The organism is Cryobacterium sp. TMS1-20-1 (assembly GCF_004402355.1).
Taxonomy (GTDB): domain Bacteria; phylum Actinomycetota; class Actinomycetes; order Actinomycetales; family Microbacteriaceae; genus Cryobacterium; species Cryobacterium levicorallinum.
Map to the genome: position 1 here is coordinate 1 of NZ_SOGF01000050.1, position 19,918 is coordinate 19,918.

A 19,918-nucleotide genomic window follows, 5' to 3' on the forward strand; every position below is an offset into this window, starting at 1 on the left:
GGACACCCCGTTCGTTCAAGTCTGTTTGAATATGGCGCTCTGGCGCCGCGACCATGCCGGCCACGCGGTGCGACCAGGGCTGATACATCACTCAGACGCTGGCTCACAGGGCGGATTCAACTGGTCGTCGCAACACCGGCCTGTTCGGTCAATAGTACGTGCTCTGCCCACACCTCGGCGGGGGTTCTCCAGCCAAGGATTTTGCGTGGTCGGTTGTTGAGCGTCAGAGCAACGGCGTCGAGTTCATTAGCGCCCCACCGTGCGAGGTCGGTGCCTTTGGGGAAGTACTGGCGCAGCAGTCCGTTCGTGTTTTCATTTAGTGGTCGTTGCCAGGGGCTGTGGGCATCGGCGAAGTAGACGGCAATCCCGGTCGCATGCGTGAATTCCACGTGCTGGGCCAGTTCCTTGCCTCGATCCCAGGTCAATGATCGGCGCATCGCCGACGGAAGAGCACCCATTTGGATCACCAGCGCCTTCCTCGTGGCCTCGGCCCCATGCCCAGCCAACGCTGGGCCATTCTTGACCCGCCGCTGCACCCCGTAACCTTCCATCGCCGGCAGGTGGATGAGCATTGTGACTTTGGTCGTGCGCTCCACGAGAGTGCCGATCGCCGACCCGTCCGTTCCGATAATGAGGTCACCCTCCCAGTGCCCAGGGACCTCTCGTGCAGCCACCTCCTCGGGTCGTTTGTCGATCATCACGTCCGCGGTGACGTGGCCACCGGGCCTGTGCCGCGCCCGGGAGCGCGGGACCCGCAACGACCGACCCGTTCGCAGATTGGCGACAAGATCGCGGGTGAGTCCGCCTCGGGATTGGACATACAGGGCTTGATAGATCGCCTCATGGGAGATCCGCATGGACAAATCGTCGGGATAGTCGATGCGGAGGCGACCGGCGATTTGTTCCGGGCTCCACACCGTCGCCCAGCGTCGGTCCTGGCGGTGGGGCTTGTTGCGGCCCTTCCACGTCTGTGTCGTCGGTCCGGAGATGGGCGCACCGTTGGCGTCTGTGACTGCCCCTGATAGACGGTCCTGAACGTAATCGCGCAGCCGGTCATTGGCCAGAAGCTTCACCGCCTTCGGTCGTTGGGCCACGAGTTCTGACTTCCACTGCGCAACAGAGGCCCGATACTCCAGTTTTCCCGCGCGGGTGGCAGCGTTGCGGCGCAACTCGCGCGAGATCGTCGACGCAGACCGTCCCGTCGCCCGGGCAATGCCACGCACACTCAGGCCCTGAACCCGCCACAACGCGATCTCCTCACGCTCAGCGAAGGAGAGATAGCGGCCGGTCAGTGGGGCAAGCGTGAAAGGAGACAGACCGCCAAGATGCCGGAACCACCGGGCGGCAACTGCCGGCGACACGCCAACGGCCGTTGCCGCATTCTCGCTGGAGACCCCGCGCGCGACTTCGACCCAGAACCCTCGCTCGATTGCCCGCCGATGCGACGGCGCACCCGGCGACTTCATCGGGGACCTACCCGTTAAATCCTTCATCCAACCTGCGGGACGCCCCATCGAATACCTCCATGATCGGGGTGTTGCGACGACCAGTTGAATCCGCCCAGTATACGTCCATCAAGTTCACAGAGACCGTCGCGCTCGAGGGGCTCGTCGCCTCGATTGGGACCATCGGAGACGCCTATGACAACGCGGCTGCCGAGACGGTCATCGGGCTTTACAAGAACGAGGAAGTGGCGAAGACCTCACCGTTCGTGACGGGCCCGTTGAAGACCCTCGCTGACGTCGAAAAGCTCACCTTCGATTGGCTGGATTGGTACAACAATCGGCGCCTGCATGAGTATTTGAGTGTTTAGGGGCCACTGAGTATTGCCTGTGGGGGCCACCGGTATTGCCTTCGAGCGCCAGGCCGTCGCGTGGTCGGGGGCCAACGGCGCCCGACCACGCGAGCCTTTATGCCTTGACCTGGCCGGCGGTGTGTTCTCTCATGTTGTGGCCGCCGGTCTCGACCCAGATGGTGTTGTGCACGATGCGGTCCATGATCGCGTCGGCGTGAACCCCGGAGCCGAGGCGCTGGTGCCAATCTCTCTTTGCGTATTGGGTGCAGAAGACCGTTGATGCTTGGTCGTAGCGCCGCTCGAGGAGTTCCAGCAGCATGCTTCTGGTGCTCTCGTCCGGCTCGTCCAAAAGCCATTCATCAATCACCAACAGGGTGAACGCGGCGTACTTGTTCAAGAGCTTCGTGGTGCCGGCGGGTTTATCGCGGGCCAGCTGCCAGGCCTCTTCAAGCTCTGGCATCCGAATGTAATGCGCCCGCACCCGGTGCAGGCAGCCAGCTTTCGCCAAGGCGCACCCCAGATACGACTTCCCTGACCCGGTGAAGCCCTGAAACACGACGTTCTGCTGTCGGTCGATGAACGAGCACGTTCCAAGTCCGGCGATGATTGACCGGTCAAGGCCGCGCTCCTCGACGAGGTCCAGACGGCGCAGGTCAGCGTTGGGATAGCGCAGGTTCGCCCGACGGATCAGTCCCTCGACCTTCGTTTGGGTGAAGACGGAGTGGGCGTCATCGACGGCTAGCTTGAGCTTCTCTTCAAACGCCAAACCCAGCGTCAAGGTATCGTCTTGAGCATCGAAGGCGTCCAACAATGTGGTGGCGCCCATCTCGCGGAGTTTGCGTTTGGTCTCGATATCGATCCGGCTCATCGTGCACCGCCTCCGGCGTAGTAGTCGGCGCCGCGAACATAGCCGCCAGTTTCGGGTTCCGTGGGTTCGAACTGCGGCATCCTGCGGGTGCTTTTCTTGTCTTGCCCGGTCTCCAGGATCGGCTGCAGGTGCGCATATCGGGGCGAGCGGACGCGACCGTCCAGCGCGATCTGGCACGCTTTTTCCACCCTGTCGCTGGAGTATCGGCGGCTCAGCCGCAGCACGGCGAGGGCCGGGTCAAAGCCTTGTTCCTCCACGGGGACAGAGTCGAAGATCCTGTTGACGACGGTCACCATGTGTGGGCCGACCCGGTCGGCCCAGGCTCGAATTCTGACGGTGTCCCATTCTCGATACTTCTCACCCTGAGGCTGGTCGGCATCGTTGGTGCGGTATTCGTTCACGACATGCTCGCCGAACACGAGGTGGCTGGTGAGCCGCTCATGGTTGCGATAAATCTCCAGCACCTGGCTGGTGATGCGCAGGTCGACGCCCTGGCCGATCTGCGCGTAGGGGACGGAGTAGAAGTTCTTCTCCCAGACCACATGCCCGTTCTTGTGCACCCGACGCCCCATAATCCACCGGCTGATCTCATACGGAGCCGACGGCAGCGGTCGCAACAGCGCTTTCTCCTCGGTCTCAAACACGCTGAGGCGGGAGCCGGCGCGTTTCTGGAACGGTTCCCGCTTATAGGCATCCATGCGTTCCCGGATCGCGCCCCGCAGCTCGGGGAGCGTTCCAAAGCTCCGGTGACGTAATCCGGCGATCACCCACGTCGCAACATGGGAGACCGTATTTTCCACGGATGCCTTGTCCTTATTATCCCGAATTCGGGATAATCGCGGGGTTTTTTCACTCTGGCCGGGACAATTGCTGTCTGGTAGTGATCAGCGAGCTGCTGATAACGTGCGTTGACGATCCGCTCCGCATCACCCCTATGAGTCTGGTGGGTGGATGTCGTCGGGTTATCCGGCACGACGATCTGTGTAACGCCGCCGAAGAACGCGAACGCTCGAACGTGAGCGTCGAGCCAGGCCGGAGACTTCATATCCGCGTAGGCGCGGCAGAACATCAGCCCCGAAAATGGCAGCACCGCGACGAACAGAATCGCTCGAACGACCTCGCCGGTGATGGTGTCGATGACGTCCATGGTGTCGCCGGCCCAGTCGACCAGCATTGCCCGACCCGGCTCATGGCGCAGCACCGCAACCAGGTCATGGGTGCGGAGGTAGTCGGTGAACAGGGCGCAGAACTGCGAATACCCGTACTTCTTCCCCGCGTCTTTCGTGTCGACGTAACGACGCCACGCCAGCAGCAACGTGAAGTGCCGGTTCGCTTTCATCGATGCCAGCACTCGCGACAAGTCGGGCTGGTCATACTCGTCCGACACGTTCCGGCGCCCGTCGGGGAACCACTCGGCCAGCTCGACGTCGCTGACCGCGACGGTCGAGGTCAGACCGCGCTGTTGGACCTCGTGCCGGACCCGGGCCACGTCGCGATGGGAGCACCCCACGATCTCCACGACCTCGCGGTAACTCCGCCCCTCCAGCAACAACCCCAAGATTTTTCGATAGTCCGCCATGACCCCGCCCCTTACTGAAAAGGACCACGCCTGATGCCTGGTCCTCTCACAGCAGAGCAGTTCACCCCGGCCAGCGCTACCGTGTACCCGGAATCGTGCTACCAAGTCACTGGATGTGTTCTCGCATCAGGTTGTTTACACACGCTCTCATGAGGTTGTTTACAACAAGTCTCACGACGTTGTTTACACTCGTGCTCGCGACGTTGTTTACATCCGATCTCATGACGTTGATGACACCCGGTGGCGGGCCGCCCAGCCGCCGGGTGCGACCGGGCGGTGCGGCTATTCCTCGGGGAAGTGCTCAAGTTCATACGACAAATGCTTGCTCAGCCATGCTGGTTTGGGGTCACGTATTTTGGCTCCTCTCACCTGCCAAAGCGCGAACTGGTCCCGCGTGGACGCGGTCTGCAACGGCAACGGGAAATAGATGCTCTCGTCGCCGCTGCTCCTGTCGAACATCGCGTATTCAGTCTCGGAGCTGACAACCTCGTAGCTGCCCACCAGATGGGTCGGGACCTTGATTCTCAGGCCCCGGAAGTAGATCTGCGGGTTGGTGCGGGTGATGACGACCTCGTCGGAGCCGTCACGCAGTCTGCCGCCGCGCGGCGCCAGCTGTTCGCTCTGCGCGAGTGTGGCCGCGGGCAGAGCCCCGGCACTGTTACTGTCGGGTTCAGCTGCCTGCTTGGCCAGTGATTTGTCCCGGTAGGCGTCGGCACGCGCTTGAAGTTCCTTATGACTGATCGGTGTTCCGTCCGAGGGCTGGTGTTCGGCCGCGTCCCAGGCCGGGCCCGGTGTCATGGAGCCGGGCAACGCTTGGTGCCGGCGACGGTAGTTGTAGTAGTTGCGGTAATCCACGATGAGGGTGGCGAGCTGTTCGAGGCTCTCCGGGGCGCGGGCATCGAGGAACCGCAGCAGCGTCTGGTGGCTGCGTTCGTTTTTCCCTTGCGTCTGCGGGTGGCCGCCCCGGCCGCTGATCCCCAAGCACCCACGGTCGGCCAGGAAGCGTTCCGTCGCCGAGATGTTGCCGCGCCGGCTCTGGTTGAACGCGGTCCCGTTGTCGCTGAGCAACTCTTTGGGCACGCCGTGATCGTCGATCGCGGCGCTCAGGGTGATGATGGCGTCGGTGCCGTTCTCCGGGTCGGCGAAGCACATGCTGCCCACGTCGAAACGGGTAGAATCATCCAGCAGCTGGTAGACCGTCATTTTCGGGGCCAGCTCGGTCGCCAGGCGATACTCGAATGCATCCAGCTGCCACATCTCCATCGCCGACGAGCGGGCGAACCGCAGCCACGCCGTCCGTGGCCGTTTACGCGGGTTGGAGTTCGTCACGCCGGATGATGACAGGATCCGGGCGATGGTCGCCACCGACGGAACCGGTTGACTGAATTCATTCGTGTCCACACCGGTGAACCAGATCGATTTGGGACCGTTATCCCAGCCCTCCTTTTTCAGCCGAGCACGGATGCGCAGGACAATTTCCGTCGTCTTCTTGTCGAACGTCCGCACGGGATTCTTCGGGGCCGACGAGTGCGGATTCAGCGCCTTATTTCCCTCCTGAAGGAAGCGTCGCCGGATGTTATAAAACGACGGCCGGCTGATATTCAGGCGTTGGCAGAGTTCGGAGATACTGGAGCCATCGGCGGCAAGAGGATCAAATTCGATGATCTGGCGGCGGACGGAAGGTGGGAGAGATTTGGGCACTCTCCATCAAAACCGAGGCCACGTGAGGATTCCGTCCACTGCTCAACGTGTATGCAACGTCGTGAGACATCCTGTAAACAACGTCCTGAGACATAGTGTCAACAAGGCGGTGAGACAGGCTGTAAACACTGTGCTGAGACAACACATACCAACTACCTGGACTGGCGCTACCATCAAGCGCTACTCGCCATGCCGGCGATCATCGTCAGCCAATCCGGACCGGCCTACTGGGTCGAGGCCCTCCCCGACCGGATAGCCGCCGACTCCACCGTCAACCGACTCGCCAGCCAAGCCCGCACGCTCAACCTCGGCGAAGTCGACATGCGACGCCTACGCAGCGACGAAGCAAAGACCGCGAAGGACTACTGGGAGTAACGCCTCGAACTTCGTCGAGACGGTCTGGCTGGGCTGGCCACATCGCCTGCCGGGCCAGTTCCACCTCCCCGGATGTGTTCTCGGACGTGCGCTACCACCAGGGGCTACTCGGCAACCCTGAAAATGGTCACCAGCCACCCGCCACAGCCCCGTCGGCCACCACCCAGACCTCGGTCAACTCGAATTGCAATCCCCGCAGCCGCCGCTACACGGCCCGGGCACGGTGCAAGAAAACAGCCCTGGACACTCGAACGGCCCACTGAAACGACCTAAAGCAGCAGTCTCCTAGTCCAGCGGCAAGGGCTCTCAGCCCCTGGATGTCCTGTCGTTTACGTCGCACCGCACTCAGCCCGAACACTGCGGGCGGCGTACCGCTCGCACCATAGAGTCCGGGCGATGAGTTTTTCATCTCGCTGATAGATCAGCGCTCGGAGGATCACTGCGATCAGCGCACCAAGGACCGCCCCTATTGAATTGGCGAGAATGTCCGAGTAGGTGGCGAATCGCGCTGCGAGCAATGAAGCCTGGGTGAGTTCAATCGCAATCGAGAGACCAGGGCACAGGACGAACACGAGCCACCACACGCGCGTCGGGAGAATGAGCGCCGTCAGGAAGCCGAGGGGAACGAACATAGCCACGTTGGAGGTAAATTCAAGCTTTCCGTAACCAAACCAATCAGGGATCCCGTTCCGGTGGAGCACTCCGAGGAACTTCTGAATAGACGCGTCATACCCTTGGTCCAGGGGGGTGGGCCAGAGCGTGGCCAGCAGGACGACCAGTCCGTAGGCGATCAAGGTCGAACCCCCAAGCCACTGACGGACTCTGCTCTTCGGCGGTTTTGCCTCGCGCATGATGTGCCCCCTGTCTCTGCGTCTGAAATATCGGAAGTTTCTGAATTGCCTCGCACCGACTGTGGCCGTCAGAATCAATAGTCGAGTGCGTAGATGGTGGCATCGGCGACGACCCTCGTTGATGGTATCGGAGTCAGCTGGAGAACCCGGCGGCTTCGATATGATCATGATATGGCGCAATTTCCCGGATACCTTCGCGCCTGGGCGCGTGACGCCGTCTCAATGTCCTTATTAGATCCCCACTTCTCCTCGAGCCTTCCGGTGGGGTGCACTCCGGATAGCTGGGCTCGACGTTCACAAGAGCACAATCGGCCCGTCTGGCTACTTTGGCGGGCGAGATATTTCCATTGGCGCACGCGCATTCATCAACTTCGGGGTGTTCATGGATAACACCAACAGGGTGACTATTGGATCTGACTGCTCGATTGGTCCGAAGGTGTCGCTGCTGACCGGGACCCGCGAAATCGGATCCGGCGACAAGCGCGCTGGCCGAGACTATGGCGGTGAGATCACCATTGGTTCCGGGAGGTGGCTAGGCGGCAGCGTCACCGTGCTATCTGGAGTCACAGTCGGGCAGGGTGGTGTCGTTATCGCGGCCGGATCGGTAGTCACGATGGACCGCGAACCGCACTCGTTGTACGCAGGCTTCCCCGCTCGGCTCGTAAGACCACTGACCGCGTAGCCCTGAGCATGGACGGATCGGGTGCGAGTCCTGAATCTCCATCGGGATAGGACACGTGCTCCCTCTTGTACACGGCGTAGCAGGCCGCCACAGCCATCCACAGCACCGGGGACGTGAAGTCTGCCACGGAGATTGATGCGCAGGTGACGAAGGCAACCAGAGCCCACGCCGTCGGACGCGACCGCTGAGCCTTCGAAGCAGAGTACACAATAGAAACTAGCAGTATTCCAAGCATCACTACGCCTGGAATTCCGATCGTGGAGAGCATCATCAATGCCAAGCTTGAGCTCCGGTTGCTGCCCAGCCCCACACCCAATCCGTTGGTCTCCCCCAGCACTTTCCATGCGTTGGCGTCCTGGGGAGCTCGGATCACGTAGGAGATTGAATCGAGTTTCGTGGTAACGAGCTCCGTCCCCATCTGCAGCACACTTGGGAATAGGAGTATGGCAATTCCAAGCGTTGCCGGCGTTCCCACCACGAGCCATGCAGGCAATCGCCACGTTGAGATCAGTCGTATCACTCCACCCAAAACGTAGAGTCCGGCCAGTGGGATGAGCGCAACCGCGGCAGTTCCAGCCCCTGAACCGACGATGCACACAGCGCTCAGCGTGGTGAGCAGAATCGCACCTACGAGCCTGATTCCCCTCTGCCCCCTCATGGCCGACAGCATGAAGGCAAGCGCTGCAGTTGCGTAGGCCGCGAGGTGCGATGGCTCGGAGAACTGCCCTCGCACGCGGGTCTCACTTATTTCGGTCGCATAAAAGTTTCGAGGTGAAGTATCAAAAAGCGCGTGGACGTCGTAAGTAATGAGCAGCTCAATTGCCGTGACGCACACTGCCAGTGCAACCCCAACACCAAGCCCAACGGCGAGCATCTTCAGGGGTGACTCTCGCTGCGATGATCTGGCCACGTAGAACACCAGGCCAATGTTGAGAATGAAATACGCCAACTGAGCAGAATTGGAGTCCGTGTAGGACAACGGTGTGAATACTGCACCAGCCTCGTTGGTACCGCTGATTCTGGCAGAAATGATGGGGGTTCCCGCGAACCAAGAGGTAGCACCAAGTGTCAGAAGCAAGGTGTAGACGACCAAGCACACGCTCAGGAGGGCCAATGGCGTCCACCGATTCTGGTAGTCGAACTTGTCATCCTTAGGTGGCCTGACGAGCGACCAAGCTGACAGCACTGCAAGAAGTATTAAAGAGACGTAGTAAGGGCTCACCCCTATCCCCGTGACCACCACGAACGCTGAATCCGGAACGGTCATCGCCAAAGCTACGCAAAACAGAAACTGCTCGCGCCGAAATAGAAGAAAGTAGCCAAATAGGACCGCGAAACCTAGCCCGAGTATCGTCATACTTCCCCCCAAAGGTGCGCATTGCGCGCGTTACCGATCACGGCGCAACAGCTGACTTGCACTCGCCGCATGCTAAGCGACCTTTATACGTCGACCGAATGAGCGAGCCACCCGAAGCATCATGGATCTATCTGCGGCGTGCAATCCGAAGAACCAAGCAAGCACGGCGGAACTTCCGAAAGCGACAAGGACAAGCCCTGAACTCGACCCGAGCGGCCAGGCCGATGCGCCGAGCGCTAGCGATGCCGCCCAAGAAGGTAACCAGCACAGGACGGGCACAAGGAGCCCGCTCCGGAGTGTGTCGCTCAAGTCGCCGAACGCGATGCCTGAAGATTTGAGGGACCAGGTAAGAGTCAACGTTACGCCGATCAGCGCACCGGTAAACGCTCCAAGGCCAGCGCCAACAGCGCCGTAAATCGACGCCAAGACTGTCGTGATCGTGAGGGTAAGGAGTGCCTCAACGACTGGCGGCAGGACGATTCGGCGATGGGTCCCCGTCGCTATGAAAACCATGGTCACCGGTGTCATGAGAAGCCGGAGAGAAGCTGCCAGTACAACGCAACCGACGAGGATGAACTCGTCTACCCCTGTCATCGCAAGCCCCGACAATTCAAGGAACACCGGGGCAAGTAGAAGCAAGCCGCCTGCCAACCCAAGAATGACGACGCTGCTGATTCTCACGGCGTTGCGAAGAAGAACCCGGAGTTCTTCGAGGCCACCTTTTGAAGTGGAAACCCGGCTGAATTCTGGTAGCAGGGGGGTCGTTAGAGCGTTTCCGACACCAACCACAGCTGCAGCGAACATCGAGGCGATGGAGAACGCCGCGACTGATTCGTATGCAAACAACCCGACGATGACAATCCCTGCGCCATTCACAACGAGAACACAAATGTTCCAGAGCATCAAAGGCCCGGAGTAAACCAGCAATGGCCACGGCCGATTGTCGAAGGCGGAGGATTCCATCCCGCCTGTGATAAAGATTTCGTTCTGGGGACGCTCTGCGGAGAATCGCCAAACAATGGCTACAAGCCCAGCCGCGATCGGGATGGAAAAAGCAGCTGCAAGGACTCCGAGGTTCTGCGAGAACGGTATACAGAGAATTACCGCTCCAAGCGATGCAAAGCGGGCGATTGTCGCAATTACTGCGGGCTCCAGCGAACGCTGTAGTCCGGCAAAATATGCCGAGGCCACGTTTGTTGCGAGTCCGCACAGCTGTCCTCCGACCAGCACCAGTAGCGCAACGCGTGCCTGGCCCAGGAGCTCGGTGGGAATCTGTGGGAAAATCGAGGGAAGCAGCCATGCCACCAAGATTGATCCAAATATTGAAACCGCACACACCGCTGTCACGATCTTGAGCCCGGATGCCGCTATTTTCTTGGCTGCACGGACATCTCCCGCGCCGTGTCTGTGCGCCACAGTGGCTTGAATTGACGCCTGCAACCCTAGATCCAGATATATCACATAAGACGCCATGCCGTACACCAGAGCCCACACCGTGTAGTCGGACTTGGGCAGCAGGAAGACCAAGAATACTGGCACGAGGATCGTAGTCAAACTGCCAGAAAAGGCTCGAAGAATGTTCGCCAGCGAGTTCAGCAACAGAATAGTGGCTCGTCCAGCCCGTGGTTTAAGGACTTCAGTCATCGGATGGTTTTAATAACCCGCGCGGGTGATCCAACCGCAATGGAGTTCGCGGGTATGTCGCGAGTAACAACTGAATTGGCGCCGATGACGCTATTCTCACCGATTCGCACATTGGTCAACACAACAACGTTTGCGCCGAGAAACACTCGCTTCCCGATGTGGACGAAGCTTGGCTCGTTTGAGACTTGCCGCGCACGGTTGCCCTGCTCGGGGACTCCGATGGGGTGGGTTGTATCGACGATCGTGCAGCGAGGAGCGAAGCAGGCTTCGTCCTCAATGACTACAGACGTACAGGCAACGATGTGGATCCCTTGTTCCATTGTCACGTTGTTGCCAATCTCGATTTTCCCCGGAGCGAGCCCCTTCCTTGAGACCACTTCAAGGCGTGCGCCATCTCGGATGAAGCAACCGAAACCAATTGAGATGTGCTTAGGGTCATGGATCATCAGGGGTTTCCGGATCCAGGTTCGGCGTCCGAAACTACCGAACTGCCGCGCAAAAACGAGCACTGACCAGATCTTCCAGAAGAAATCCGACATATCAGCGAACTCTGTTCGGTATCACACCACGATCAATATTTGGGTTGTCCAATCGCGGTGGAACCGACGAGAGGTTCAATGTCCAGCCCTCGCGGAAGGCCCTCAGGCGCCCCTTCAGAACCGTGAAATTCTCGCGCCGGGCCGCGAAACGGGCGAGGGTCCAAGCTGCCATATAGACGCTGCCCGAGACGCGCTGGACTGGGCTGCAATGGCGTCGCGCTACAACCGCCCAATTCCGCGTGACCCAACGTACAGCAAACGGGTCCGTGAATGCGCCGGTGATGCTGCTGGCCTTGTGCAGGATCTTGACGTCGCCGGCCACCGCGTATTGAAACCCTGCACGAGTCGCCCGGATGCAAAAATCGACATCGTCTCCGTAAACGAAGTACACCGGGTCCATGAGTCCCACAGACTCGAAGACTGAGGGACGGATCAGGAGTGCGCAAGTCGATGCGTAGTCGACCGGCATCACGTCAGGGTACGGGCCAACGAGCGGCTCCCCCATGCGCAGGTGCTTTGCCCACATGCCCTTGTACGGGGAGATCACTCCAGAAAGGTACCAAATTGACCCAGCGGGTTCTGTGGCCTCGATTAGTGGCGACAAGATGTTGAGCTGGTTCTTTTCGGCCGATCGAACTAGCGAAGCTAGGACGTCCGGGCCGAAAACGGTGTCGTTGTTGAGTAGAAGCACCCAGTCACAGCCATCTGCAAGGGCAGCGACAGTGCCCTGATTGTTTCCACTGGCGACACCCTCGTTGCCGCTGTTGGCGATGGTCGTCACGGCGTTCTCGGCGGAGTATCTGCTGAGCTTTGCAAGCGTGTCGTCGCTTGAGGCGTTGTCCACCGCGTACAGATGGACATCAACACCAACCTGAGCCTTGAGACTCACCAGGAAATCGTCGAGGACCCGGCCACTGTTATAGGTAACTGTGACCACACCGACCTTGGCAATACTCGTCATCGTGCCACTTCCGTTTCGACCCAAGATAAGAGGCCCTCTAGCCCGTCTTCGATACTGCAGGACGGGGTGAAATCGAGTTCCTTTTTTGCCTCGGTCAAGTCCGCGAACGCAGCCCTCACGTCACCGAGACGGAACTCAGCGGAAGTGAACGGGGCCCTAGAGTCCGACAGGTCCGCCAAGAGTTGAGCAATCTCGAGCAATGTAACCGCGGCACCCGAGCCAACATCTGCGCGGAGGCTGACACCAGTCGTCAGACTCATCGAGGCCACAATCGCATCTGCAACATCCATCACGTTCACGAAGTCGCGAACGATGCCACCGTCCTCATAGACGTTGATTGGGGCTCCAGTTAGCGCCTGCCGGGCCATGAACGTCAGCACACCGGTGTACGGGTTTTTGATTGCTTGCCCGGAGCCATAAACGTTCTGCAACCTCAGGATAGACAGCGGGACACCGAACGAGGTACACCAAGCGTGCGCCATGTTTTCCTGGGCGAGCTTGGTGGCAGCGTAGACGTTGGTGGGCCTCGCATCCACGTCACCAATCTTGTTGGCGACCGGTGCGTCCAGTTCCTCGCCCTCGGGTCCAGTGGGATTCCAGAGACGGTTCTGGAGTCGCTCACCGCTACGCGGTTCGGCGTAGTGTGCCTCTCCGGTCTCTGAGCTGGTCCATTTGCCCTCTCCGTAGACGGCACGAGAAGAAGTGAGAACGAATCGCTCCGGCACCCATGATTCGGCGGACATGGCGTCCAGCAGCGTAGCCGTACCATTTACGTTCACGTTGGCATGCCGACGTGATTCCAAAAGGGACTGGCCGGTCCCGGTCTCGGCGGCAAGATGTAGAACGATGGTGGGCTTGTGGGATGCGACCGCGCGCATGGTGGCGAAGTCCGTGACATCGCCCTCGATGAAGGTGACCTTTGGCGGGAGGAGATCCACTGCCGTTCTGTCTAGGTGTACCTGAGGATGCAGATTGTCAACAACGATGATGTCGTCATTCGGACGGAGGCGCTCAATGACCTTCGTTCCGATGAATCCCAACCCACCGGTAATGAGCACTCGCCTCGCGGCCTCGTTTGTTTCAGTCAATTTCCTCGCTCCTCCAACGACCAGTGGCCGCTCCCACTTCGGTTGATGTAGTCACTTGCGCGGCGCTTCGAATAGCTCGCCGATCCCAGAATTTTCGTCTTTGCCCGCGCGCGTACAAATCGAGCAGGCGAGTCCGCTGCACATCAGGTGCGTTTTCCTGCAAAGCAACGCTCCACTCGGTCCGGTTGAGGGCCTGGGCTGCAGGACTAACGAGAAGCGCGGTAATTCGTTCCACGACATCGTCGGGTTCGACTCCCAGCCAATCTGGACACGTCCCCGACAATGCCGGGATGTCCCGGGCCACGATTAGGAGCCCAGCCGCCTGCGCCTCGAGGATTGCCATGGGAAATCCTTCCCACGCCGCCGTGTGAACGTATACGTCGACGTGCTGCAAGGCCTTCTTCGCCTCGCCGGCGGGAAGCCACCCTGAAACGGTCACGCTCGCTGCTTCCATGAGCGCCCCCAATTCAGCGAGACCACCACCAATCCACTGTGCATTCACACGCGGAGCGACTTTCTTCAATCCATCGACGACATTGACGTAGAACGTGGGATCCTTCTGCGGAGAGATCCGACCAAGCATTGCAACGCTCACGACATCGCCCAGACCCACGAATCGAGGTGCCGCGGGCGCGTCGCCATCTTCGTTTGCACCATCCACCGAATTGGGAATGTACACGGTGCCGCCTCGTGACCACATCCTGCCCGCCAACTCCCGCTCGCGATGTGAGCAGGCGGCAATCACCTCGGTGTTGAGGGACAGTACGAGCTCTGCGAGATAGACCCCCCCACGAACTATGCGGGAAATATCGCGTCTTTCGAAGGCGAAACAGTGCGGACTATAGATGAGGCGGCGTGACCACCGATTCCGGTTGCCGACCCGAACCATTACGCCCGCCAGGCTAGAGTGCGCATGAATGACGTCAGCGCCAATGGCCTCAGCAAACCGGTGTACCGCCCATGATGCGCCTGCAAAACCGTGAGGCAAACGTTCCACGCCCTTGAACTGATTCAGCTCACCATCTGGCACATGCTCAGCCACTTGAAGTCGGGTGGCCAGAAAATGCTCATGTTCACTGGTCGACTTAACGAATTGGTTGAGGGCGGTGACCACGCCCCCGCCCCACGCGTCGACTACATGAAGTATGCGCATTATCGTCGGGTTACGCCGGGGAGAGCAGCGAGAGAGCTGTAGAGGTTTACGTGCATCTCAGCCACATTCGACCAGCTCATTTCTGGTTCCACGTGAGCTCTGGCGGTGGCCTGAATGCGCTCGTATGCGTCTCGCTCGTTCCACAGCGCAATCACGGCCTTAGCTATGTCGCCTGAAGCCTTGCCGCCTGCCACCAACAATGGTGACAGCGTTCCAACGACCTCAGCGTTTGCCCCGACTGGTGTGACGAGTGCAGGAGTTCCGCAAGCCAGGGCTTCGACTGTTGACAGGCCAAACCCCTCAAGTGCCTGGGTAGGAGTTATCGCGATGTCGCAGTTTTGGTACCAGGCGATGAGATCGCCTTCAGGGATTCGCCCTAGCATCTTCACCTTTTCAGAGAGCCCGTTGTTGACGATAGCCTTCGCCACGTGCTCCATCCTGGTTCCGTCCCCAGCAAGCATCAGCTGCGCATCAGGCAACGATCGGAGAATCTCAGGCATTGCAGCCACGAGTTCCTCTGCCCCTGTTCGTTTGACGAGGCGCCGCGCGGAGAATAAAATCGGCCCGGCTGCGGCGCCGGATCGAGATGTCTCCAACGGAGCAAATTTCTCTGTATCGAGGCCGCCAGGAAGCAGCTGCACCCGTCCACCGGCGGCTCGGTCCAGCACGGCAACTTCGTTTCGGATAAAGGAACTGAGTGTGATGATCGTTTTCGCACGCTTGAGAACTTGCCGCTCTATAGTCTTCAGCCCCCATACAGCCAGCTTTTGTACCGGTCTGGGAAGTGAATAGGACCCCTGACGCTCGTCCAGTATCTCCTTGTACACGGGCGCGTGGCACGTGTAAATGTACGGAACTTGCCCGAAGGAAGGACCGATCATCGGAACGGGGAAGTGCCCATGCAAGACGATTGGGCCTCGCTCACGAACCGCCTTGATCGCCTTCCTAACGGCCAGCGAAATGAGAACCGGATAGGCCAACGCAAAGAAAGGATTGCGTTTGTTTGGCGGGGAAATTCTGATGATCTCAACGCCATCCGAAGCAATCTCGTGGGTGGGTTGGGTATCGGCGGTTCGTTTGGAAATGACCGTCACGTTTTGTCCGGCCCTCACCAGCGCTGCAGAGAGTTCACGTACGTACCGCTCAAGTCCTCCGAGCTTGTCCGGCGCGATCACATTGGTAACCATCAGAACGTTCATCGAACTATTCACTTTCAGAGTGCAGTGCAGGGACAGACAACAGCCGATGCGACTGGCTCAGGTCGTAGCCGCTGTTGCGTGCAGGTTCCGCTGTCGGAAGCGAATGGGCGTCGGAGGGGTCGTGATCTACCAGCGCGAGCTGCTTCCGGCTACGCAGCGTACTGCGAGCAATCACAAAGCCCAGTCCGAGTGAGAGTCCGAGCAAGAGGCCGAGAACTGTATTCAGGAGGATCAGCGGTGAGGATGGATCCGTTGGGGGCGATGCCACGTGAGTCACATCTACCTCGACAATGCTCGGAGCATCGCCGGTGGGCTTCGAAAGCTCTTCAGTGATCGCGTGGGCGAAGTTTGAAGATACGGAATTGGCAATTTCTGCCGCCATTTCAGGATCAGGATTCACCACGGTGATGTTCATCAAGACGGTGTTGAACGGCGCTTCAGCGGAAACCGAATGGGCCAACTCGTCTGCGCTCACAGTGAGACCCAAGTCATCAATGACTCGATCCAGTACGCGCGTGCTATTGGCAACGCTGACATAGCTGGAAACGGCCTGACGAGCAAAGGCTTCGCTTTGGATCAGGTCGTTAAGTCCGCCGCTACCGTCGGTCGGAGCCGAGACGTAAAGCTGAGCGTGGGCCTTGTAGACCCGCGGCACAACTGCCGACACACAAGCAGCCAGAAAGGCACAACCAATAGCGATCGCAAGCACGACCAGCCATCCCTCGCGCATAATTCTTATGTACTCGCGCAACTCCACGCGATCCCCCTACTCCGCCTGGTCGAGTCGTTGGTTTTTTAAGCAGGCCCGTAATTCTCTCACATCGAGGCTATGGGGCAGGACTCCACCGCAAGCCCCGAAATTAGGCCACGATAGAGTCTGCACATCTTTGGGTGGTCCATATGCGATCGTGGGGGCATTGGTCGTCGCGGCGTGTTAACCCCACTCCAATCGACGCAGACCGCATTTTGCCCACGTCCACGCAATCGCACTATCTCGCACACGGAGATCTAACAATGACTAATAGTCCCAAACCCCGCCGCAAATTCAGTCGGGAGCAGTTGATTCCCCTTATAGCCGGCGTGAGTGCACTCGTCATTGTTTTGGCCTTTGTGGTGTGGAATGTCGCCGCGCCAAAAGCGGCCGTCCCCGAAACGAAACCGACCGGCTCGCCGACTACCGAGCCAGTGGTAATCCCCGACATGGTTCATGTGGCCGCGGAATTCGGCGGCTGGAAGATCTCCGCGGCGGACGCGAATGTGCGGTTTAGCGCCGAAGCTGGCTCAGTTTCGGACGGCGGCGTTGCGCTTCGAATCGACAATTCGCTCAGTCAAGAGGTCACTCCCCTTCCATCCTTAGGTCAGAGCATTGCCGTCGAACCACTGACGAAGTACGACTTCAGTGCTCAATTACAGGTCGTTAACAGAAAGGCCAAGGCCTTCAGCGTGGTTGTCGGCGACGAGGGAACTCGTCACGATTTCGATGTCACGGACGACTCGTGGACTGAAGTTGAGTGGTCGTACACGACCGCAGACGCACAGACCGCATTGCCGTTGAGCGTTCTGGCAGGTCCTGGGGTCAGCGTGATAGCCGACGGTTTGACTATGACGACGAAAGACATCGAATCAAGCCCCCTCGTGAACGGCTCGTTCGAGGATTACAGTGCTCCGACGCAAGTCGCGAACTCTTCACTGGTGATGTCCGCAGGAGAAGCGAATATAGGCTTGGCGTGGCGCGTTCCGTCCGTGACTTGGTCAGTGACAGACGAGCTCGGAACTGAAGTCTCCTCGGGTGCGGTGGACCTGCCGCAGGGACTCGGGGTCGTTCCGTTGGACACTTTGGCGCAGGGGTTCTATTCGATCAAGCTCGCAGCAGACGGCGCGGAACCCATTGATACAACGTTCCTGGTACTCGACAAACCGAAGGATTCCGCTGCCGTGACCGACGCGCGATTCGGTACTCATGCCTATGCGAACTCTGGCACTCTTGCGGCAGAATTGGGCATGGGAAGTCTGCGCACCGACGTGCTTTGGGCAGAAGCAGAGCTGACGAAGAACGAGTATGTCTTCAAACCGATACTCGATCCGATGTTCACATCGCTCCAGGCCGCAGGGGTCGAGGTTATGCCGGTAAGCGACTACAACAACACCCTTTACGACATAGGGCGCACGGTGAGCTCCGATGAAGGCATCGCCGCCTATGGCAAATACTCCGGAGAGATCGCCAAACATTTTGGTTCGTCGTCGATCGAAATTTACAACGAGTTCAACCATCCTCCGTTCAATAACGGCGTTTGTGGGGTCGAAGCAGAGTGCTATCTGCCACTTCTCAAGGCAAGCTACGAGGCCGTGAAGGCCGAGAATCCGGCCATAACTGTTGTGGGCCCTGCCACCGCCCGTCATGATGACGAATGGATCACGGATCTCTACAAACTGGGCGGCATACAGTACCTTGACGCCATCAGCTTTCATCCATACGACTACGACAGCACGGGTGCGCCGGAGTTCCTTATGGCCACTCTCCAACAGGCCGGAGATCGTATCCGCGAATACAACAATGGCGTTTCGAAGCCCATTTGGCTGACCGAGCTTGGCTGGTCGACGGCGTCGTTCTCCGAGGAGCAGCAAGCCCAGTTCCTCGTGCGCGCCCAGACAATTGCTCTCGCAAATGGTGTTGAGAAATTCTTCTGGTACGACCTCGTGAACGACTTCAACGATCCGGCTGAGCATGAGGGCAACTTCGGGCTGGTCAAGCTCGGAACAGAGACTGTGCCGGCTCTCGCGCCGAAGTTGTCCGCGATGTCGCAGGCTGTGTTGATCCGGGCGGTTGGGGGCAAGGATTGGGTCTCCCGCGACGAACTCAACGAATCGACATACTCATACGTCTTCGGCTCTGGCGCAGACGAGACCAGAGTCGCCTGGGCAACAGCGCCGGCGACAGTCGCCTACGCCTCAGACGAACCGATCACAGTCACCAGTCAATACGGCCATGCGTCGGAAGTCTCCCCGGTTGACGGTGTTATCACGATCTCTCTGGGCGAGCAGCCTCAATATCTGTCTGGCGCGGTCACTGCGCCGACCATCGTCGGATAGCGGGTAGGACCAGATCCTTTCCTGGGTCTGCGACGGCTTGACGGAAGGGCCGCTCACCTCGTAGCGACCCTTCCTCGTAGCAGAGCGCCAAACCCCGCCACACCGAATTCCGCCGATCCGAGGACAACAAAGGCGCTGCCGAGCACAGCCTCTGATCATGACGAGCAGCCCGCCCTTCGCCAAGCCGCAAACGGCGAGTAGCCCTCCCTTAATGGTACCGGCAGTCCGGCGATGTGGTAGGTGATCTCTCACTTCATCGTTTACAACCTCGCTCAACACATCGCTTACAGGATCTCTCACGACATCGTTGACAGGTAGCAGGGTCGCGGCTGGTCCGCGCTGATGACGTACTTCTCGATAATGGGAGGTGCCAAATACATTAACGGCGACGATTCGCCGCCAGATCATCGAGTTCAACCCCGACCTGCCCGACGGGGTGAGCATCTCGGAATTCTGCAAGCAACTGGGCATCAGCCGGCCCTCCTATTACAAGGTGAAGAAGCGCTATCTTGCCGAGGGAAACAAGGCGTTGAACCCGCATTCGCGGGCACCAAAAACCCCGGCGAGAATCCACGGGGTGAACCGTCCCTGATTTCCTGCCGCCGTTTTGTTGGCGGCTTCGATATTTATCGGGCCGTTTGTTTCAGCGTAGTAGTTGCGTTCATATTCTTCGGGCGGCATGTTCCCGAGCGCGCTGTGCAGGCGCCGATTGTTGTACCAATCCAGCCAATCGAAGGTGAGTTTTTCGACGTCAGCTAGGGTCTTCAACGGGCCCGTCACGAACGGTGAGGTCTTCGCCACCGCCTCGTTCTTGTAAAGCCCCATGACGGTCTCGGCAGCCGCGTTGTCATAGGCGTCGCCGATGGTCCCGATCGAGGCGACGAGCCCCTCGAGCGCGACGGTCTCTGTGAACTTGATGGACGTATACTGTGAGCCAGCGTCTGAGTGATGTATCAGCCCTGGTCGCACCGCGTGGCCGGCATGGTCGCGGCGCCAGAGCGCCATATTCAAACAGACTTGAACGAACGGGGTGTCC

Annotated in this window: 18 protein-coding genes and 1 pseudogene; 4 read left to right on the plus strand and 15 right to left on the minus strand. The window is 59.3% G+C overall.

Annotated elements, in window-relative coordinates; translation table 11 throughout:
* Positions 1-116 precede the first annotated feature (116 nt).
* On the minus strand, positions 117-1,493 hold the full coding sequence (locus tag E3O45_RS10510) for an IS30 family transposase (protein WP_370450364.1): 1,377 nt from the start codon (positions 1,491-1,493) through the stop codon (positions 117-119).
* 32 nt (positions 1,494-1,525) lie between these two features.
* Between E3O45_RS10510 and E3O45_RS10515 the strand changes: the two genes are divergently transcribed.
* Positions 1,526-1,813 (plus strand): integrase core domain-containing protein, encoded by a 288-nt coding sequence (locus E3O45_RS10515; protein WP_134443363.1) that lies wholly within the window; start codon positions 1,526-1,528, stop codon positions 1,811-1,813.
* A gap of 97 nt (positions 1,814-1,910) precedes the next feature.
* Here E3O45_RS10515 and E3O45_RS10520 read toward each other — a convergent pair whose 3' ends face one another.
* The 4 genes from E3O45_RS10520 to E3O45_RS10535 form a co-directional block, all read right to left on the minus strand.
* The gene (locus E3O45_RS10520; RefSeq protein WP_134443364.1) at positions 1,911-2,663 is read right to left on the minus strand and encodes an ATP-binding protein; all 753 of its coding nucleotides are present in this window, start codon (positions 2,661-2,663) and stop codon (positions 1,911-1,913) included.
* Entirely contained in the window at positions 2,660-3,463 is an 804-nt protein-coding gene (locus tag E3O45_RS10525; RefSeq protein ID WP_134443365.1) for a hypothetical protein, read from the minus strand. The genes E3O45_RS10520 and E3O45_RS10525 overlap by 4 nt, the downstream gene beginning before the upstream one ends.
* On the minus strand, positions 3,427-4,242 hold the full coding sequence (locus E3O45_RS10530) for a DDE-type integrase/transposase/recombinase (protein WP_134443366.1): 816 nt from the start codon (positions 4,240-4,242) through the stop codon (positions 3,427-3,429). The genes E3O45_RS10525 and E3O45_RS10530 overlap by 37 nt, the downstream gene beginning before the upstream one ends.
* A 282-nt stretch (positions 4,243-4,524) precedes the next feature.
* Positions 4,525-5,943, minus strand: coding sequence for an integrase core domain-containing protein (locus tag E3O45_RS10535; protein ID WP_134443367.1), 1,419 nt, complete (start codon positions 5,941-5,943; stop codon positions 4,525-4,527).
* Between the two features lie 189 nt (positions 5,944-6,132).
* On the opposite strand from E3O45_RS10535, the gene E3O45_RS10540 reads away from it, so the two are divergent.
* Positions 6,133-6,318 (plus strand): hypothetical protein, encoded by a 186-nt coding sequence (locus E3O45_RS10540; RefSeq protein WP_198418252.1) that lies wholly within the window; start codon positions 6,133-6,135, stop codon positions 6,316-6,318.
* A 329-nt stretch (positions 6,319-6,647) separates the two neighbouring features.
* On the opposite strand, the gene E3O45_RS10545 is transcribed toward E3O45_RS10540, so the two are convergent.
* The 9 genes from E3O45_RS10545 to E3O45_RS10585 form a co-directional block, all read right to left on the minus strand.
* Positions 6,648-7,112, minus strand: a complete 465-nt coding sequence (locus E3O45_RS10545) for a VanZ family protein (RefSeq protein WP_166789465.1) — start codon at positions 7,110-7,112, stop codon at positions 6,648-6,650.
* 665 nt (positions 7,113-7,777) lie between these two features.
* Positions 7,778-9,208 (minus strand): hypothetical protein, encoded by a 1,431-nt coding sequence (locus E3O45_RS10550; protein ID WP_134443369.1) that lies wholly within the window; start codon positions 9,206-9,208, stop codon positions 7,778-7,780.
* Positions 9,209-9,280: 72 nt separating this feature from the next.
* Positions 9,281-10,852 carry an MATE family efflux transporter gene (locus E3O45_RS10555; RefSeq protein ID WP_134443370.1) on the minus strand — a complete coding sequence of 524 codons (1,572 nt, stop codon included), beginning with the start codon at positions 10,850-10,852 and terminating at the stop codon, positions 9,281-9,283.
* Positions 10,849-11,391, minus strand: coding sequence for a DapH/DapD/GlmU-related protein (locus E3O45_RS10560; protein ID WP_134443371.1), 543 nt, complete (start codon positions 11,389-11,391; stop codon positions 10,849-10,851). Before E3O45_RS10560 ends, E3O45_RS10555 begins: the two co-directional genes overlap by 4 nt.
* 1 nt (position 11,392) lies before the next feature.
* Positions 11,393-12,352 (minus strand): glycosyltransferase family 2 protein, encoded by a 960-nt coding sequence (locus tag E3O45_RS10565; protein ID WP_134443372.1) that lies wholly within the window; start codon positions 12,350-12,352, stop codon positions 11,393-11,395.
* Entirely contained in the window at positions 12,349-13,440 is a 1,092-nt protein-coding gene (locus E3O45_RS10570; RefSeq protein WP_166789466.1) for an NAD(P)-dependent oxidoreductase, read from the minus strand. Before E3O45_RS10570 ends, E3O45_RS10565 begins: the two co-directional genes overlap by 4 nt.
* On the minus strand, positions 13,433-14,554 hold the full coding sequence (locus E3O45_RS10575; RefSeq protein WP_166789467.1) for a glycosyltransferase: 1,122 nt from the start codon (positions 14,552-14,554) through the stop codon (positions 13,433-13,435). The genes E3O45_RS10570 and E3O45_RS10575 overlap by 8 nt, the downstream gene beginning before the upstream one ends.
* Positions 14,555-14,592: 38 nt before the next feature.
* Positions 14,593-15,792: a glycosyltransferase family 4 protein gene (locus E3O45_RS10580; RefSeq protein WP_134443375.1), complete on the minus strand. Its 1,200-nt coding sequence runs from the start codon at positions 15,790-15,792 to the stop codon at positions 14,593-14,595.
* 4 nt (positions 15,793-15,796) lie between these two features.
* Positions 15,797-16,549 carry a YveK family protein gene (locus tag E3O45_RS10585; protein ID WP_134443376.1) on the minus strand — a complete coding sequence of 251 codons (753 nt, stop codon included), beginning with the start codon at positions 16,547-16,549 and terminating at the stop codon, positions 15,797-15,799.
* Positions 16,550-16,806: 257 nt separating this feature from the next.
* On the opposite strand from E3O45_RS10585, the gene E3O45_RS10590 reads away from it, so the two are divergent.
* Both E3O45_RS10590 and E3O45_RS10595 read left to right on the plus strand, forming a co-directional pair.
* Positions 16,807-18,882 carry a glycosyl hydrolase gene (locus tag E3O45_RS10590; protein ID WP_166789468.1) on the plus strand — a complete coding sequence of 692 codons (2,076 nt, stop codon included), beginning with the start codon at positions 16,807-16,809 and terminating at the stop codon, positions 18,880-18,882.
* 367 nt (positions 18,883-19,249) lie between these two features.
* Positions 19,250-19,456 (plus strand): annotated as a pseudogene (locus tag E3O45_RS10595) (helix-turn-helix domain-containing protein); the annotation flags it as partial.
* Here E3O45_RS10595 and E3O45_RS10600 read toward each other — a convergent pair.
* Positions 19,387-19,887, minus strand: coding sequence for an integrase core domain-containing protein (locus E3O45_RS10600; protein WP_166789469.1), 501 nt, complete (start codon positions 19,885-19,887; stop codon positions 19,387-19,389). The pseudogene E3O45_RS10595 and the gene E3O45_RS10600 overlap by 70 nt on opposite strands.
* Positions 19,888-19,918 lie beyond the last annotated feature (31 nt).

Bases quoted from the DNA above. Each gene is read 5' to 3' on its own strand.
- E3O45_RS10510 (WP_370450364.1), bottom strand. From the start codon at position 1,493: ATGAAGGATTTAACGGGTAGGTCCCCGATGAAGTCGCCGGGTGCGCCG.
- E3O45_RS10515 (WP_134443363.1), top strand. From the start codon at position 1,526: ATGATCGGGGTGTTGCGACGACCAGTTGAATCCGCCCAGTATACGTCC.
- E3O45_RS10520 (WP_134443364.1), bottom strand. From the start codon at position 2,663: ATGAGCCGGATCGATATCGAGACCAAACGCAAACTCCGCGAGATGGGC.
- E3O45_RS10530 (WP_134443366.1), bottom strand. From the start codon at position 4,242: ATGGCGGACTATCGAAAAATCTTGGGGTTGTTGCTGGAGGGGCGGAGT.
- E3O45_RS10540 (WP_198418252.1), top strand. From the start codon at position 6,133: ATGCCGGCGATCATCGTCAGCCAATCCGGACCGGCCTACTGGGTCGAG.
- E3O45_RS10550 (WP_134443369.1), bottom strand. From the start codon at position 9,208: ATGACGATACTCGGGCTAGGTTTCGCGGTCCTATTTGGCTACTTTCTT.
- E3O45_RS10555 (WP_134443370.1), bottom strand. From the start codon at position 10,852: ATGACTGAAGTCCTTAAACCACGGGCTGGACGAGCCACTATTCTGTTG.
- E3O45_RS10560 (WP_134443371.1), bottom strand. From the start codon at position 11,391: ATGTCGGATTTCTTCTGGAAGATCTGGTCAGTGCTCGTTTTTGCGCGG.
- E3O45_RS10565 (WP_134443372.1), bottom strand. From the start codon at position 12,352: ATGACGAGTATTGCCAAGGTCGGTGTGGTCACAGTTACCTATAACAGT.
- E3O45_RS10580 (WP_134443375.1), bottom strand. From the start codon at position 15,792: ATGAACGTTCTGATGGTTACCAATGTGATCGCGCCGGACAAGCTCGGA.
- E3O45_RS10590 (WP_166789468.1), top strand. From the start codon at position 16,807: ATGACTAATAGTCCCAAACCCCGCCGCAAATTCAGTCGGGAGCAGTTG.
- E3O45_RS10600 (WP_166789469.1), bottom strand. From the start codon at position 19,887: ATGGCGCTCTGGCGCCGCGACCATGCCGGCCACGCGGTGCGACCAGGG.